The sequence below is a fragment of the Pseudomonas sp. BIOMIG1BAC genome (assembly GCF_001705995.2).
Taxonomy (GTDB): Bacteria; Pseudomonadota; Gammaproteobacteria; order Pseudomonadales; family Pseudomonadaceae; genus Aquipseudomonas; species Aquipseudomonas sessilinigenes.
Genome location: NZ_CP049045.1, coordinates 2,966,529 through 2,980,722, shown reverse-complemented (window position 1 = coordinate 2,980,722; position 14,194 = coordinate 2,966,529). Strand labels below are relative to the sequence as shown.

The following is a 14,194-nucleotide window of genomic DNA, read 5'->3' as shown; positions in this document are numbered from 1 at the left end:
ACCCCACCCACCGAGTTTCCCGATGAAGCAGATGACCTTCGCCGACGCCGAGTACGCTGGCAAGCGCAAGCAAACCCGCAAGGAGTTGTTCCTGATCGAGATGGATCGGGTGGTGCCGTGGAAGGGCTTGATTGCTTTGATCGAGCCACATTATCCGAAAGGTGAAGGTGGCCGTCCGGCCTACCCGTTGATGGCGATGCTGCGTGTGCATCTGCTGCAGAACTGGTTCGGCTACAGCGATCCAGCGATGGAGGAAGCGCTGTACGAAACCACGATCCTGCGCCAGTTTGCCGGGCTGAACCTGGAGCGCATCCCCGACGAAACCACCATTCTCAACTTCCGCCGCTTGCTGGAGAAACACGAGCTGGCGGCCGGCATCCTCGCTGTCATCAATGGCTATCTGGGCGACCGCGGCCTGTCGCTGCGCCAGGGCACCATCGTCGATGCAACGCTGATCAATGCGCCCAGTTCGACCAAGAACAAGGACGGCAAGCGCGACCCGGAAATGCACCAGACCAAGAAGGGAAACCAGTATTATTTTGGCATGAAGGCCCACATCGGCGCCGATGACGAATCGGGTCTGGTGCACAGCGTAGTGGGCACGGCGGCCAATGTGGCGGATGTCACCCAGGTGGACAAATTGCTGCATGGCGACGAAAACGTGGTCTGCGCCGATGCAGGCTACACCGGTGTCGAAAAGCGGCCCGAGCATGAAGGACGTGAAGTTATCTGGCAGGTGGCGGCACGCCGCAGCACCTACAAAAAACTCGATAAGCGCAGCGTGCTGTACAAAGCCAAGCGCAAGATTGAAAAGGCCAAGGCTCAGGTGCGCGCCAAGGTCGAGCATCCGTTCCGGGTAATCAAGCGCCAGTTCGGTTACACCAAGGTGCGCTTTCGCGGCTTGGCCAAAAACACGGCGCAACTGGTGACACTGTTCGCTCTGTCGAACCTGTGGATGGCGCGCCGACATTTACTGACGAATGCAGGAGAGGTGCGCCTGTAATGCGGGAAATGGCCACCGGAGTGGGGTCCGGGTGGCGAAAACGTAAGAAATACTCGTCGAATTGATTGTTTTTTGATCATTTGGCGAGTTTAAAAGTTGCGCTAGGTGGTATGCCGGGGAAATACATGGCTACTTCAGACCATCCCTAGTACATCAAGTGCATGCGTCGCCTCGCCGCGCGCACGCCGAAGTTGCTCTTGCTCCACACGCAGTGCGACGACGCCGGAGCGGGTTCGCTCGATGTCGAAGCCGGTAGCTTGTCCGGCCTCGAACTTCCGTTGTGTCAGCAAGACAAGTCGCTCGGCGGATGCCAGCCGCGCCGTGGCGAGCGCTTCGAGTTCACTGGCTTGGCGCTGCTGCACAGCCGCCGACACTGTTTCAAACGCGACCTGCCAACGCGTGGCAACCCACGCTTGTTCGGCTGCCACCGCATCCAGGCGCGCACCTTCTGCTGCCTGCGAAAGCCGCCCCGACAGGTCTGCCTCCCACGATGCAGACAACGTGGCGCGGCCATCATTGCCGATCGCAACGTTCTCTGAATAGTCGCGTCCTCGAGTTGCCTGCGTGCCCGCGGACAACGAGGGGAGCAGGGAGGCCCGTGCTCGCCGCGTGGCGGCCGAGGCCTCGTCGACGCGCGCGCGCGCAATCGACAGTTCGGTGTTGCGCTCCAGCGCCGCCCGGACTAGGACATTGAGCTGTGGATCGCCGTAGGCCGTCCACCAGTCGACGGGAAGAGTACGGCGGGATGATTTGTCCAGGATGCCTTCACCTCCCTCTTCATTTGAGAAATGGGCCGGTACATCCAGGCGAGGCGGATCGGCAGAGTGCGGAGCATGGCTGCAAGCCGCAAGAAGCATTAGCGGCGAAATCATGGCCATGAGGCGATAGCGTTCAAGAATTTGAGACATGGCAGGTCCTTGCATTCCGAAAAAGTCTTGACGGACTGTTTTACGCCTTCTACTATACCGTCTGGACTGTATATGACTCAAGCTTTTTTTGGAGCACGACCATGCCGCCTCGCGCGAAAACAAAGTTGCACCCCCCGTCCACCGCCCATAGCAGCACCGATGCGCAGCCCGTTCTCCAGCAAAGAGCCCAGCTAACTCGCGAGCGCATCCTGCAGGCCGCTCGCGAACTGGTGCTGGAGGAAGGCGCCAGTCGTCTGACGCTGGACGCCGTCGTCGTGCGGGCCGGGTTGAGCAAAGGGGCGTTTCTCTATCATTTCAAGACCAAACGCGATTTGTTCGTGACACTGATCGACGAGATGATCCGGGCGTTCGACGCGGTACAAGCCAATCACGAGCGCAGGTTTGCCGGAGACCCGGACCCCTGGCTGTCGAGCCAGGTGGAAGCGATACCCGACGACGAGATGCAGAAGATGGGCGCAGCGCTGCTCGCGGCAGCTGCGGAAGATCCAACACTTCTCGACCCACTGCGCGAGTGGTATCGCGTGCAGTACGAACGCGTGCGTCGATCCCCGCGTGGCACCGAGACCGCGGCACTCATCATGCTGGCATTGGATGGCGCCCTGTTCGCCGATCTCCTGGGTCTGCCGATACTCGCACCCGCAGAGCGGCGGCATTTCTTTCGGGCGCTCCAGGATCTCGCCTCGGGCCATCTCGAACTGATCCCTGCGAAAGGACACCCATGAGTCGCGTCCGTAGAGCTTTCATGACCGCGTGCGCACTGCGCTCCTTGACGGTTGCTTGCACACTATTCATTTCGACCCTGGTCTCAGGGTGCGGAAACTCGCAATCCACCGTATCCGAGCCTCCGCGTGCAGTGAAGCTCGCCGCCGCGCAGTCGGATCTTCCGCATAGCTCCCGCATCGAATTGACTGGCTCGGCGCGAGCAACCGAGCGCAGCATCCTAGGATTTGAAACAGGAGGACGGATCGCCAAGTTGAACGTCGACGTGGGTGAACGGTTCGCCCGCGGTCAAGTCATGGCAGAACTTGATGCGGAACCTGACCGGCTTCGCGTGACGCAAGCGCAAGCATCCCTGGCGGCCGCCGAAGCCGGCCTGATGGATCGACGTGTACAGACAGATCAACAGCGCCGGTTGCTCGAAAGCGAAGTCATCTCCCCTGCTGCGTTCGAGAGCGCCAAGGCGCAGCTAGCGGTCGCAGAGGGCCAAGCGCGCACTGCCAAGGCAGCGCTTGGCCTGGCCGAACGAGCACAACGTGGCACGATAATCGTCGCTCCTTTCGATGGTGTCGTGGCGGAAAAGCTGGCTTTGGCGTTCACCGACATTGCTGCTGGTGCGCCGGTATTTCAGGTCGACGGTGTGCGCAGTGGCACTGAGATCATCGCGAACGCGTCTACTACACAGGCACCTCACATAGATGTCGGCCAACGCGCAGAACTGTTCTGGAGCGGAGCCGAACAACCAATCCGAGCGGTGGTACGTCGTGTCGGTCTGCGCGCCGAAAATGGCTCGCTCCTACCCGTGGTGCTAGTGCCTGAAGATAACGCGCAAGCGCGCGCACTTCGGCCAGGTATTCCCGTACAGGTCGTGCTCGACGCACCTGCGGCGACCTCCAAGACCTCTCGGCCCGAGACTGTATCCGTCCCTTATGCCTCGCTGGTGCTCGGCACGAAGCCGGGTGAGGCTTCCGTCTTCGTCTACACCCCTGCAGATAAGAAGGTGCACCGTCGCGCGGTGCGCTTCACGCCGGCACAGGAAGGAGACAGCGCGCGCGTCCTCGCTGGACTTAAGCCCGGCGAGACGGTGGTTGCCGCCGGAGGCGGATGGCTCACCGATGGACAGCCAGTGACACCACTGGAAGCCACCACTCAATTGACCAAGCGCTAACGCGATCCACCAGGTTACTTCATCATGAAGATCACCGAGATGGCGCTGCGCGCCAGTCGACTTACCTACTTTGTAGCGCTTATCATTTTCGTCGCCGGCATCGCGACCTTCCTGAATTTTCCTTCTCAGGAGGAGCCGACTGTCACGGTCCGCGATGCGATGGTCACGGCGTTGAACCCGGGGCTGCCCGCCGAACGCGTTGAGCAACTCATTGCCCGGCCGATCGAGGAGCGCTTGCGCGAACTGGCAGAGGTCAAGCGCGTGACGAGCACCGTGCGCGCAGGCAGCGCCATGATCCAGGTCACGATCTGGGACCGCTACACCGACTTGGCACCGATCTGGCAGCGCGTCCGGGCCAAGGTCGCCGATTCGAAGGATGCCTTACCACAGGGCACGATGGGGCCTTTCGTCGACGAAGACTTCGGCCGCGTCGCGGTTGCCTCGATTGCGGTCACTGCACCAGGTTACTCCATGAGCGAGATGCGCGTCGCGCTCAAGCAGATGCGCGACCGCCTGTACACCGTGCCTGGTATTGAGCGCATCACTTTCTACGGCCTGCAGGAAGAGCGCGTCTATCTCGAGTTCGATCGGCCTAGGCTTGCGCGATTGGAGCTGACACCACAGGGGGTGATCGACCAACTCGTCAAACAGAACGTCGTCGCTTCGGGTGGACAAATTGTCGTCGGCGGCATCAATGCAACCTTGGCGGTCAGTGGCGAAGTGAGTGACGCTCCCTCCCTGCGAGCAATGCCGATCGCGCTGCCGCGACCGCAAAGTAGTACGGCGCCCATGCCGACGATCGCATTGGGTGAACTGGCGCAGGTGAGTGTGCGGCCAGCCGATCCGCCGGAGTCTGCCGCCATCTACAAAGGCCAGCCCGCGGTCGTCATGGCGGTTTCGATGGCCTCTGGTCAAAACGTGGAGCAGTTCGGAAAAGCGCTCAAAGCACGGGTTGCAGACCAGGAGAAGCTGCTGCCGGCGGGTTTCGATCTGTCATACGTCACTTTCCAGGCCGATGTCGTCAAGCACGAGATGGGCAAAATGAACCACGTCATGATGGAGACGATCATCGTCGTCCTCGGTGTCGTCGTGCTCTTCCTCGGTTGGCGAACCGGGATCATCGTGGGCATGATCGTGCCGTTGACGATCCTCAGTGCACTCATCGTCATGCGCGCGATGAACATCGAGCTTCAGAACGTCTCGATGGGCGCCATCATCATTGCGCTCGGCTTGTTGGTGGACAACGGCATTGTGATTGCCGAAGACATCGAACGCCGCCTAGCCGGTGGCGAAGATCGTAAGCATGCCTGCCTCGAGGCCGGCCGCACGCTCGCCATTCCGCTGCTCACGTCCTCGCTCGTGATCGTGATCGTGTTCTCGCCGTTCTTTTTTGGCCAGAACGCCACGAGCGAGTATCTGCACAATCTCGTGGTCGTGCTGGCACTGACGTTGTTCGCATCGTGGCTGCTGTGCCTGACTGTCACGCCCCTGTTGTGCTACCACTTCGCCAAACCCCACCACAAGCAGGAGCATGGCGACGCCTATGACACCCGCTTCTACCGTGGCTACCGGCGCGTACTGGAGTGGGTTCTCCACCATAAGGCGGTCTATGTAGCGTCGATGATCGCGGCGCTTGCCATTGCGCTGTATGGCTTCACCACCCTGCCTTACGATTTCATGCCCAAGTCCGACCGGCTTCAGTTCCAGATTCCGGTGCAGCTCGCCCCAGGTACGGATTCGCGCGAAACGCTCGCACGCGTGAAGCAGATCAGTAGTTGGCTGGGCGACACGAACATCAATCCAGAAGTCTCCGATCACATCGGCTACGTCGCCGATGGTGGACCTCGCTTCATCCTTAGCCTGAATCCACCGCTGCCGGCATCGAACATCGCGTACTTCGTTGTCACACTGAAGCCGAAGAGCGACATCGACGCTGTCCTCGCCCGAACCCGCAGCTACTTTGCGCACGCACATGGCGACGTGCGCGCCGAGCCCAAGCGCTTCTCGCTCGGTGCGACCGAATCAGGGACCGCCATCTATCGTGTCAGCGGTCCGGATGAGGAGGTATTGTTGGAGGCTGCGTCCAAAATCGAAGCAGCACTGCGCAAGCTGCCCGGAACCATCAACGTCAAGAACGATTGGGATACGCGCATTGGCCGCATCGACGTAAAGGTTGACCAGGACCGCGCGCGTCGGGCGGGCGTAACGACTGAAGACATCGCTGGCGGGCTGGATGTCCGCTACAGCGGCCGATCGATCTCGGTGATTCGCGACGGTGACACCTCCGTTCCGATCGTCCTGCGCAGCATCGTAAGCGAGCGTCGCAGCACGGCAGACGTAGGCGCGACGCTCATCTATCCCAGCAACGGCGGTCCGGCGGTGACGCTGGCCCAGGTCGCAGACGTATCGCTCGCGAGCGAGCCATCGGTCATCCAACGGCGTAATCTCATCCGCACGATCACCGTGCAAGGACAGAACACCTCCTACACCGCCCAGGAGATCGTCAACCGCCTGGTGCCTAGCGTCGCTGCCTTGGACCTGCCCGCGGGCTACTCGGTCGAACTTGGCGGCGAGATCGAGGAAGCTGCCGAATCGAACGCCGCGCTGTCGACCTACATGCCCCTCGCATTTCTGGCGATGCTGATGCTGTTCGTATGGCAGTTCAATTCCTTCCGCAAGCTCGGTGTGATCCTCGCGACGATCCCTTTCACGCTTATCGGCGTGGTATTGGCTCTGAAGCTAACCGGCACACCTTTCAGCTTCATGGCGACCTTCGGCGTACTGGCCTTGTTCGGGATCATTGTCAACAACGCCGTGCTGTTGCTGGAACGCATCGACCAGGGCTTAGCGGAAGGCCTGCCGCGCCATGAAGCCTTGGTTGGGGCCGCGATACAACGACTTCGTCCAATCGTGATGACCAAGGTCACCTGCATTTCGGGACTGGTGCCACTCATGCTCTTCTCCGGACCGTTATGGAAAGGGATGGCGATCGCGATGATCGGTGGGCTGGCGCTCGGAACGCTGGTGACGTTGGGCTTGATTCCGTTGCTTTACGAAGTCCTGTTTGGAATCAAGCGAATTGGGCCGTGGAGCCTGAGTGCCGCCACCGCGCATGGAGATCGCTCATGAGTCTCTTGCGGACCGCCTCGTGCTGCGCATTCTCAGAATTCGTATGTACCCACGCTTCATCCGTATGTCTCGCTAGGCTTATGCGATTCAGCATCCATCCGCTGATCTGGAAATCCTGGTCGATTGTCATTGCCGCAGGGGTTCTAGGAGCGGGCTATCCATTGGGCCTGCGGGCCATCACGGCGGGCGGTCCGACGCGCTGGGTCGGCCTCTGTGTGGCAGTGACGTGCATGGCGGCCAGCGGCGCACTTTTGTGGCTCGCGCTCAAGCGGATTCCGATCAGCGCGGCCTCTGCAGCCTGGGCAGGAATCGGGCTACTTGGAAACTTGGGTATCGGCGCCCTCTTGCTAGGCGATCTCGCATCAGTGACGCGCTGGTCTGGCACCGCCCTCATCGCAGCAGGCATTGCCTGTCTTAGTTTCGTTTGATCAAGGAGACCCATTATGAAGAGCAAAACTGCATTGATCCGCGGCGGCATTTTTTTTTGCGTAGCAGCCGCGCTCTCTGGATGCGCGACCAACAGCATGACGCGCTCCGGATTTCTCGGCGACTACGAGAAGTTATCGCCGACACGATACGAGAACGTACTGATGTACCGCGCAGCGGGATTCGAGCCCAAGCGTTATGCCGCTGTCGTGGTGGAAGATGCGCAGATCAAGACCGCCTCGGGTCGCATCGATGGGCTCGATGACGCGCAGCAGCGTGAAGTGCTAGACCATGTGACGAGCGAACTGAAACGCCAGGAAGGCAAAAGTCCCGCCACCCCAGGTGGCACGGGACAGGTTCGGGTGCGTGTAGCGGTCACCGAACTGCAGACACCGAATCGGGCAGTCAATGCAATGACGACCCTGCTGGTTGGACCCGTGACGACGGGCGGTGCCAGCCTAGAGTTCGAAGCAGTCGATGTAAGTACGGGACGACGCGTTGCTGCCGCCAGTTGCTTCGAGCGCGGCAACGTCATTAAAGAGTTCGCCGGTTCGTACACATTGCTGGGTCATGCCAAAGCGGCGATCACGAACTGCATCGAGCGCATCGACAGCGCTTGGCGGGACACGCAGCCATGAGCAACGCTTCACAGGCTTGGCTCCGGCAGGATGCCATGGTCGGCGGTGATCACAAATGGCTGGCGGGTGGCGACTGGACGATAGAGCACTACGCCAGTCTGGCAAAATCCGTGTCCGCCGCCCGCATCAGCCATGCCGAGGGGTACGCCACTCCCTTGCTCGACTGGACGCAAGTCCAGAGACTGGACACCGCCGGCGCGGCTCTGCTGGTGGAAATTCTCGGGCCAGACTCGATACTCGACCGGCCGGAGGCAGCTCCAAATCTGTCCCCGGATCGCCTCGCCCTAATGAAAGCGCTTGCCGCCGCTGCTACCGCTCAGCAGAAGACGGACAAAGCAGCGGTGAGCGGGAATCCTCTGCTCCGCGGTCTGGGACGCATAGGCCTGACCGTGGAACAGGGCTGTCGTGCGTGTCTTGGTCTGGCCGGGTTCGTGGGTCAGATCATCGAAACATGGAGCCGTACCGTTCGTCACCCGCGTCGCTGGCGCACGACCTCGGTGATCGCTCAAATCCAGCGGTCAGCGGTGGACGCCATTCCCATCGTGGCGCTACTGAGCTTCATGGTAGGAATGGTGGTGGCGTTCCTGGGCGCAACGGTGCTGGCCAACTTCGGTGCGAGCATCTTCTCGGTGCATCTGGTCGCCTTCTCGTTCATGCGCGAGTTCGGAGTGCTGCTCCCGGCCATATTGATTGCAGGCCGTACCGCAAGCGCGTATACCGCCCAAATCGGTTCGATGAAGGCAAATGAAGAGATCGATGCGCTTCGCTCCAACGCGCTCGACCCCATCGAGTTGCTGGTGCTGCCACGCGTGCTGGCGCTTCTTGTGTCCTTGCCACTGCTCACATTAGTAGGCATCTTGGCTGGCATTGTGGGCGGCGCCACTGTATGCGCACTGAGCTTGGAGATTCCTCCTGCACAGTTCCTTGCCATCGTGCAGGAAAAAATCGAGGTGCGCCATTTTCTTGTCGGAATGAGCAAGTCCCCGCTCTTCGCGGTGATGATCGCCGCTATCGGCTGCCATGAAGGGTTCAAGGTCGCCGGTAGCGCTGAGTCGGTAGGCGACCACACGACTTCTAGTGTTGTGCAATCAATCTTCATGGTGATCCTGATCGATGCCATCGCTGCACTGTTCTTCATGGAGATGGGCTGGTGAGCGCGGTGAAGGAAGACACCGACAACGGTGTGCGACACGCTATTGAAGTGCGCGGCCTAGACAACAGGTTTGGAACCCAGCAGGTCCATCAGGACCTGGACCTGGACGTGCGACGCGGGGAAATCCTTGGCGTGGTGGGAGGATCAGGCACCGGGAAATCCGTGCTCTTGCGTAGCATCGTCGGGCTGCAGAAGCCGCATTCGGGCGTGGTCCGTATCGGGGGGCGCGACCTACTGCGAGCCCAATGGCTTGCGCGCGCGCGTATGGAGCGAAGGTTCGGCATTCTGTTCCAGAAGGGCGCGTTGTATTCATCGCTGACCGTCTTGGAGAACGTCGCTCTTCCTTTGATCGAGCATGTCGGTCTGGCGCGGCCTCTTGCCGAGCGTTTGGCAAGAAGCAAGCTGGGCTTGGTGGGGTTGCCTGCCGGAGCGGGAGACAAGTATCCGGCCTCGTTGTCCGGAGGCATGGTGAAACGAGCAGCACTGGCGAGAGCCTTGGCGCTTGATGCGAACATCCTGTTTCTTGACGAACCCACCGCAGGACTGGATCCAATCGGGGCTGCATCTTTCGACCAATTGATTCTGACCCTGCGCAATGCACTGGGCCTCACGGTGTTTCTGGTAACCCACGACCTCGATACGCTGTACACCATATGCGACCGTGTCGCGGTCCTGGCGAACCAGAAGGTACTCATCAACGACGGCATCGAGGCAGTCGAGCGCTTCAAGCACCCGTGGATACAGGAATACTTTCACGGCCCCCGTGGCCGTGCGGCCGCACAGGCCACTGGTGCTTCCAGCCAAGAGACGCAGCCATGAAACCCCTCCGCATCTGCATCATTCTTCCGTCGCGCACGCATTGGGCTGGGCGCACGCAATATTTACACTCTGAAAACGAGGTGGTCTGATCATGGAGCCACGTGCCCATCATGTATTCATTGGTCTGTTCGTCGTGCTGCTCGGTGCGATTGGTATCGGCTTCGCGCTCTGGCTCAGCGACACACGTTCCGACCACGATTACCAGTATTACCGGATCATGTTCGATGAGCCAGTGACCGGGCTTACGCCCGGCAGCCAGGTTCAGTACAGCGGAATCACGATTGGCGAAGTCGTTGCACTTTCTCTTTCGCCGCGTGACCCAAGGCGGGCGATAGCGCGCGTGCGTATCAATGCCACCATCCCGGTCCGGCAGGATACCCGCGCTGAATTGGTCATCACGGGAATTACCGGCAACGCGGTGATCGAGTTGAGCGACGGCGGGCCAAACGTGCCATTGCTGGATCGGAAAGAGGACGAGGAACCGTTGATCCTCGCGCCACGTTCGGCGATGGCATCCCTGGTCTCCGGCGAGGGTAACAGCATGACGACACTCAACGGCATCTTGCTGCGCACGCAGGAGTTACTGTCGAAGGAGAATTTGGCTCTTGTGCACCGCAGTCTAGTGAATCTCGAACAGACTACGGGCGCGGTCGCTGACCAGAGGGCCGAGATCGCGACGTTAATCAGCAATCTGACCGAAGCAAGCAGAGAATCGACAGCTGCCGTGCGCCAAGCAAATAGCACTCTTCGCGATGCCAACCTGCTACTAAATAACGATGGTAAGCAAATCATGGTGAACACGCGTGATGCAACGGCATCCCTCGAACGCGCCGCTTTCAGGGTTGAGACGCTACTGCAAAACAATCAGGAATCGCTGAACCAAGGCATGGCCGCCACAGGCCCTGCCATGCACGAACTCCAGCAGGCGCTGGCCAATCTAAACACCGTGCTGCGCCGACTGGATCGCAATCCGGCGCAATACCTGCTCGGTGGAGAGAACATTGAGGAAACCAAGCCGTGAACACTTCCGCCAGGATGATTCCCGTCGCTGCCGCGACTATGACGCTAGTACTCGGCTTGTCCGCGTGCAGTGTGCTTCCCAAAACAGCTCCAATGGTCACCTACAAACTGCCCGACTATCACATCGCCCAGGCGGAGAGTACGCCACGCGCCGTTCCTGGACCTGGGGCGCTGCGCGTCTACGCCCCTGAGAGTAGTCGCGTCCTGGATTCGGAGCGGCTTTTCATTGCGCAGCCCGATGGTCGCTTGTCGGCTTGGCAAGGAGTGCGTTGGGCCGACCCCGCACCGGTGCTGCTACGCGACCGAATCGTCGAAGCCTTCATGCGCGATGGCCGGTCGACTTCGGTGATTACCGATAGCACGCCAATGAGCGCCGATATGGAGTTGCGCAGTACGCTACGGGCGTTCCAGCTCGAATACCGCGGCACTGAAGCGATCGCCGCGGTTCGGGTTCGGCTCGATGTGCAACTGGTCGATCCGGCCAAACGGACTGCTATTGCCAGTAGACGCTTCGAAGCAATCCAAGCTACAGGCAGCAAGCGAGAGGCAGATGTGGTGAGCGCGTTCGGTGTCGCGACAGACGTGTTGGCCGGGCAGATCGTTGAATGGGCAGTTCAGGTCGGGGCAGCGCGTTTGCGAGTTGCACCGGAATCGGCAAGCAACCATGCACCCACAGCGTCGGCGATAAGCACAGACTAGTCGCCTTAACGGAGCACAGAAGCTAGGGCCAGAACGCTGCTCGACACCTTAACTCGGTACGACAGCCTACGGCCCCTATCCAATCCCAGGACCTCGTTGCCGTCCAACCTCCCATGACACACCGCCGCCGCGTACAGTCGCGGCGATCTGCTGCCCCAGTCGTGGCTCGATTATCGGCCGCCAAGGCACCAGACTGAACCCCATGCCGTCATCGAGCAGCGCATAGCGACCGCTGGCGAGAATGACCGAGCGCCGGTAGATGCCGGCTACGCGCTGCCCGTCTGTGACGTGCCGATGCTCCAACCCACTATCGGCGGCAATGTGCTGGGCGGCCTGCGCCAGCTCCCGATTGCGCAGCGTTTCCAGCAGATTCCGGGAGAGAATCACCCGCTGCCCACGCCGCTGGGCCAGCCCCTGTTCTTCGAGGAAGTCGGCGCGCTGCTGCAAGGCTTGCTTGGCATCGCCACCAAAGCCCAGGTCGCCCAATCCCCGGCCGCCGCCGATCAGTTGCTGGTCGAGCCAGGTGGCGCCGATCACGCGGGCCTGCCGCTCGATCGGCAGGTGAGATTTCAGGTCCACGGCCACGCCGCCCAGTCGCTGCGCATCGTACTGGCGCCCACGCTCGGATAGGTCGTCCGGCACTTTCCATAGCCCTTCCGCCACGCGCTCCACGATGCCGGCCCGGCGCAGGGCTTCCAGCCGTCGGACGTGGGCCGCGACGACTTCCTGCGGGTCGCGGCCGGGCTTGGCTCGGCCTTGCTCGATCGCCAGGTGATGATCGGTACGGTACAGGCCATCGCTCGCCAGTGCGGCGATGTTCTTGTCCGCCGCCCGTACCTCGGCGGAACCACGCACCTCCACCACCGCGCCGGTGGGGTAGCTCGCCAGTTCGTCGCGGGCGTTCAAAGCGACGTAGTGGGCCTTGCCGTCCACGCCGTCGATGACCAGATAGCCGCGGTCGTGCAGCTCGTCGGCCAGCCCCTTGGCGGCCACGCGGCCGACGAGGGTACGGCCGTCGTCGGCCGGCTCGAATATCGCCAGCTCGCGCGGCTGGCCGCTCATGGCGCGCTGCATGGTGCGGATGATGTCGCCACGCTCGCCCAGGGCACGCAGGGTCTTCTCAGCGTCGGCATGGATGGCCCAGGTGCTGGGCTGCACCTCGTCGGCCAGGCCGAGCCGCTGCAAGCGTTGCAGCCGGCCGATCAGTAGCAGGCGCTGGCGTTGCAACGTCGGTTCGTTGAAGCGTTCGATCCGCACCCGGTCATCCTCGCCGACCTCGCGCTGCAACGTGCGGTCGAGGCTCGTCCACCGCTCTTGCTTCACCTCGCGCTGCCAGGTCTGCTGGATCTCCAGTTCGGTGCGCGGCCCCAGCCATTCCGTCGCCAGCTCGGCGGCGCGATGGCGGAAGCCGTGGGCGATGTAGTCGCCCGCGATGACGAGGTCTCTGCCGGTATCGTCGCGTCCGCGCACGATCAGGTGCGTGTGCGGGTTGTCGGTGTTCCAGTGATCGACCGCCACCCAATCCAGCCGCGTTCCCAGGTCGGCCTCCATGCGGTTCATCAGGTGCCGGGTGTAGGTGCGCAGGTCGTGCAGCTCGGCTCCGTCTTCCGGGGAAACAATGAAACGGAAATGGTGTCGGTCGTCCTGGCAGCGTTTCTTGAAGGCATCGAGGTCGGCATGGTCGGTCTGCGGCCCGTAGGCACGGCCCGGCTCGCCGTCCCGGCCGGCACCGTCGCGCTCGATGTAGCGCAGGTGCTTGGCGAGCGACTGCGGGCTGGCGTTGCGCTGGTTGACCAGCAGCGTCTTGACGGTCACGCGCCGTGACATGGGTGTCAGCTTTGCACCTGCGAAGCGCGCTGCCGTATGGCCGCGCCCAAGCCGTGAGCCGGGCCGCTGGCCCGCGTGCTGGCCGCTCCCGCCAGCGACAGGACGGCGCACCGCCGACTTGCCGCCGCTGGCTTTGCCAGCCCGCTTGAGCACCTTGGAAACGAAGCTCCGGCCCTGGCCTTTGCCTCGGTTCTTCGGCGCGCCAGGGCGCACCCGGAAATCGTCGTCGCGGCGGTCGGTCATGGCAGCGCCCCTGGCAAGCTCCGGCGTCTCCGGGCGTGCGAAGCACGCGGACATGCCTGCATTGGCGCGGGCCTCGCGCCCCACGCGGCACGGCGGCAAAGCCGCTCCGTGCCGCGCCACCCCCATGTGCAGACAGGCCTTCGACGCGGCCCGGTGCCGCGTCCTTTTGTCTTGCCTTCCGCCTTTGCCCCTCGCTCCCGCTCCGGGCATCGGCGGCCCGGCGGCGCTGCTGCACCAGCAGCCAGCCCGCCGGCGAACACGCCAATGGCCGCAGGCCAGGCGCGTTCGAGGCAAGACGCCTGCACGTTGGACGGCTGCGCCGAAGGCAGCGCGAAGTGCGGTGCGAATGCACCCGCACTGCACGTGCGATGACAAGGCGACGAACAGTAGAACGACATGCCCGATGGCACGATGAGAGGCGCG

12 protein-coding genes are annotated in these 14,194 nt (G+C 61.9%); 10 read left to right on the top strand and 2 right to left on the bottom strand.

Annotation, left to right across the window (positions count from 1 at the left end; genetic code table 11):
* Positions 1-22: 22 nt before the first annotated feature.
* Entirely contained in the window at positions 23-1,003 is a 981-nt protein-coding gene (locus ATY02_RS14210) for an IS5-like element IS1384 family transposase (RefSeq protein ID WP_010466230.1), read from the top strand.
* Between the two features lie 134 nt (positions 1,004-1,137).
* On the opposite strand, the gene ATY02_RS14205 is transcribed toward ATY02_RS14210, so the two are convergent.
* The gene (locus ATY02_RS14205) at positions 1,138-1,911 is read right to left on the bottom strand and encodes a TolC family protein (protein ID WP_228022284.1); all 774 of its coding nucleotides are present in this window, start codon (positions 1,909-1,911) and stop codon (positions 1,138-1,140) included.
* A 101-nt stretch (positions 1,912-2,012) separates the two neighbouring features.
* Between ATY02_RS14205 and ATY02_RS14200 the strand changes: the two genes are divergently transcribed.
* The 9 genes from ATY02_RS14200 (at position 2,013) to ATY02_RS14160 (ending at position 11,701) form a co-directional block, all read left to right on the top strand.
* On the top strand, positions 2,013-2,654 hold the full coding sequence (locus ATY02_RS14200) for a TetR/AcrR family transcriptional regulator (RefSeq protein ID WP_068585663.1): 642 nt from the start codon (positions 2,013-2,015) through the stop codon (positions 2,652-2,654).
* A 131-nt stretch (positions 2,655-2,785) separates the two neighbouring features.
* Entirely contained in the window at positions 2,786-3,817 is a 1,032-nt protein-coding gene (locus ATY02_RS14195) for an efflux RND transporter periplasmic adaptor subunit (protein ID WP_228022241.1), read from the top strand.
* 24 nt (positions 3,818-3,841) lie between these two features.
* On the top strand, positions 3,842-6,946 hold the full coding sequence (locus ATY02_RS14190; RefSeq protein WP_034018429.1) for an efflux RND transporter permease subunit: 3,105 nt from the start codon (positions 3,842-3,844) through the stop codon (positions 6,944-6,946).
* Positions 6,947-7,026: 80 nt separating this feature from the next.
* Positions 7,027-7,374: a DMT family transporter gene (locus ATY02_RS14185; protein WP_032665245.1), complete on the top strand. Its 348-nt coding sequence runs from the start codon at positions 7,027-7,029 to the stop codon at positions 7,372-7,374.
* A 15-nt stretch (positions 7,375-7,389) separates the two neighbouring features.
* Complete coding sequence (locus ATY02_RS14180; RefSeq protein WP_016487830.1) at positions 7,390-8,010, top strand: DUF3313 family protein; 621 nt, start codon at positions 7,390-7,392, stop codon at positions 8,008-8,010.
* Positions 8,007-9,164, top strand: coding sequence for an MlaE family ABC transporter permease (locus tag ATY02_RS14175; RefSeq protein WP_016487831.1), 1,158 nt, complete (start codon positions 8,007-8,009; stop codon positions 9,162-9,164). The genes ATY02_RS14180 and ATY02_RS14175 overlap by 4 nt, the downstream gene beginning before the upstream one ends.
* Positions 9,165-9,193: 29 nt before the next feature.
* Positions 9,194-9,982 (top strand): ABC transporter ATP-binding protein, encoded by a 789-nt coding sequence (locus tag ATY02_RS14170; protein ID WP_028689679.1) that lies wholly within the window; start codon positions 9,194-9,196, stop codon positions 9,980-9,982.
* A gap of 91 nt (positions 9,983-10,073) precedes the next feature.
* Positions 10,074-11,003, top strand: coding sequence for an MlaD family protein (locus ATY02_RS14165; RefSeq protein WP_034018428.1), 930 nt, complete (start codon positions 10,074-10,076; stop codon positions 11,001-11,003).
* Positions 11,000-11,701 carry an ABC-type transport auxiliary lipoprotein family protein gene (locus ATY02_RS14160; RefSeq protein ID WP_016487834.1) on the top strand — a complete coding sequence of 234 codons (702 nt, stop codon included), beginning with the start codon at positions 11,000-11,002 and terminating at the stop codon, positions 11,699-11,701. Before ATY02_RS14165 ends, ATY02_RS14160 begins: the two co-directional genes overlap by 4 nt.
* 75 nt (positions 11,702-11,776) lie before the next feature.
* Here ATY02_RS14160 and ATY02_RS14155 read toward each other — a convergent pair whose 3' ends face one another.
* Positions 11,777-13,771 carry a relaxase/mobilization nuclease and DUF3363 domain-containing protein gene (locus ATY02_RS14155; protein ID WP_034018426.1) on the bottom strand — a complete coding sequence of 665 codons (1,995 nt, stop codon included), beginning with the start codon at positions 13,769-13,771 and terminating at the stop codon, positions 11,777-11,779.
* Between the last annotated feature and the right edge of the window lie 423 nt (positions 13,772-14,194).

Coding starts and splice junctions, on each gene's coding strand:
- ATY02_RS14185 (WP_032665245.1), top strand. CDS start 7,027: ATGCGATTCAGCATCCATCCGCTGATCTGGAAATCCTGGTCGATTGTC.
- ATY02_RS14205 (WP_228022284.1), bottom strand. CDS start 1,911: ATGTCTCAAATTCTTGAACGCTATCGCCTCATGGCCATGATTTCGCCG.
- ATY02_RS14210 (WP_010466230.1), top strand. CDS start 23: ATGAAGCAGATGACCTTCGCCGACGCCGAGTACGCTGGCAAGCGCAAG.
- ATY02_RS14190 (WP_034018429.1), top strand. CDS start 3,842: ATGAAGATCACCGAGATGGCGCTGCGCGCCAGTCGACTTACCTACTTT.
- ATY02_RS14175 (WP_016487831.1), top strand. CDS start 8,007: ATGAGCAACGCTTCACAGGCTTGGCTCCGGCAGGATGCCATGGTCGGC.
- ATY02_RS14155 (WP_034018426.1), bottom strand. CDS start 13,771: ATGACCGACCGCCGCGACGACGATTTCCGGGTGCGCCCTGGCGCGCCG.
- ATY02_RS14165 (WP_034018428.1), top strand. CDS start 10,074: ATGGAGCCACGTGCCCATCATGTATTCATTGGTCTGTTCGTCGTGCTG.
- ATY02_RS14180 (WP_016487830.1), top strand. CDS start 7,390: ATGAAGAGCAAAACTGCATTGATCCGCGGCGGCATTTTTTTTTGCGTA.
- ATY02_RS14200 (WP_068585663.1), top strand. CDS start 2,013: ATGCCGCCTCGCGCGAAAACAAAGTTGCACCCCCCGTCCACCGCCCAT.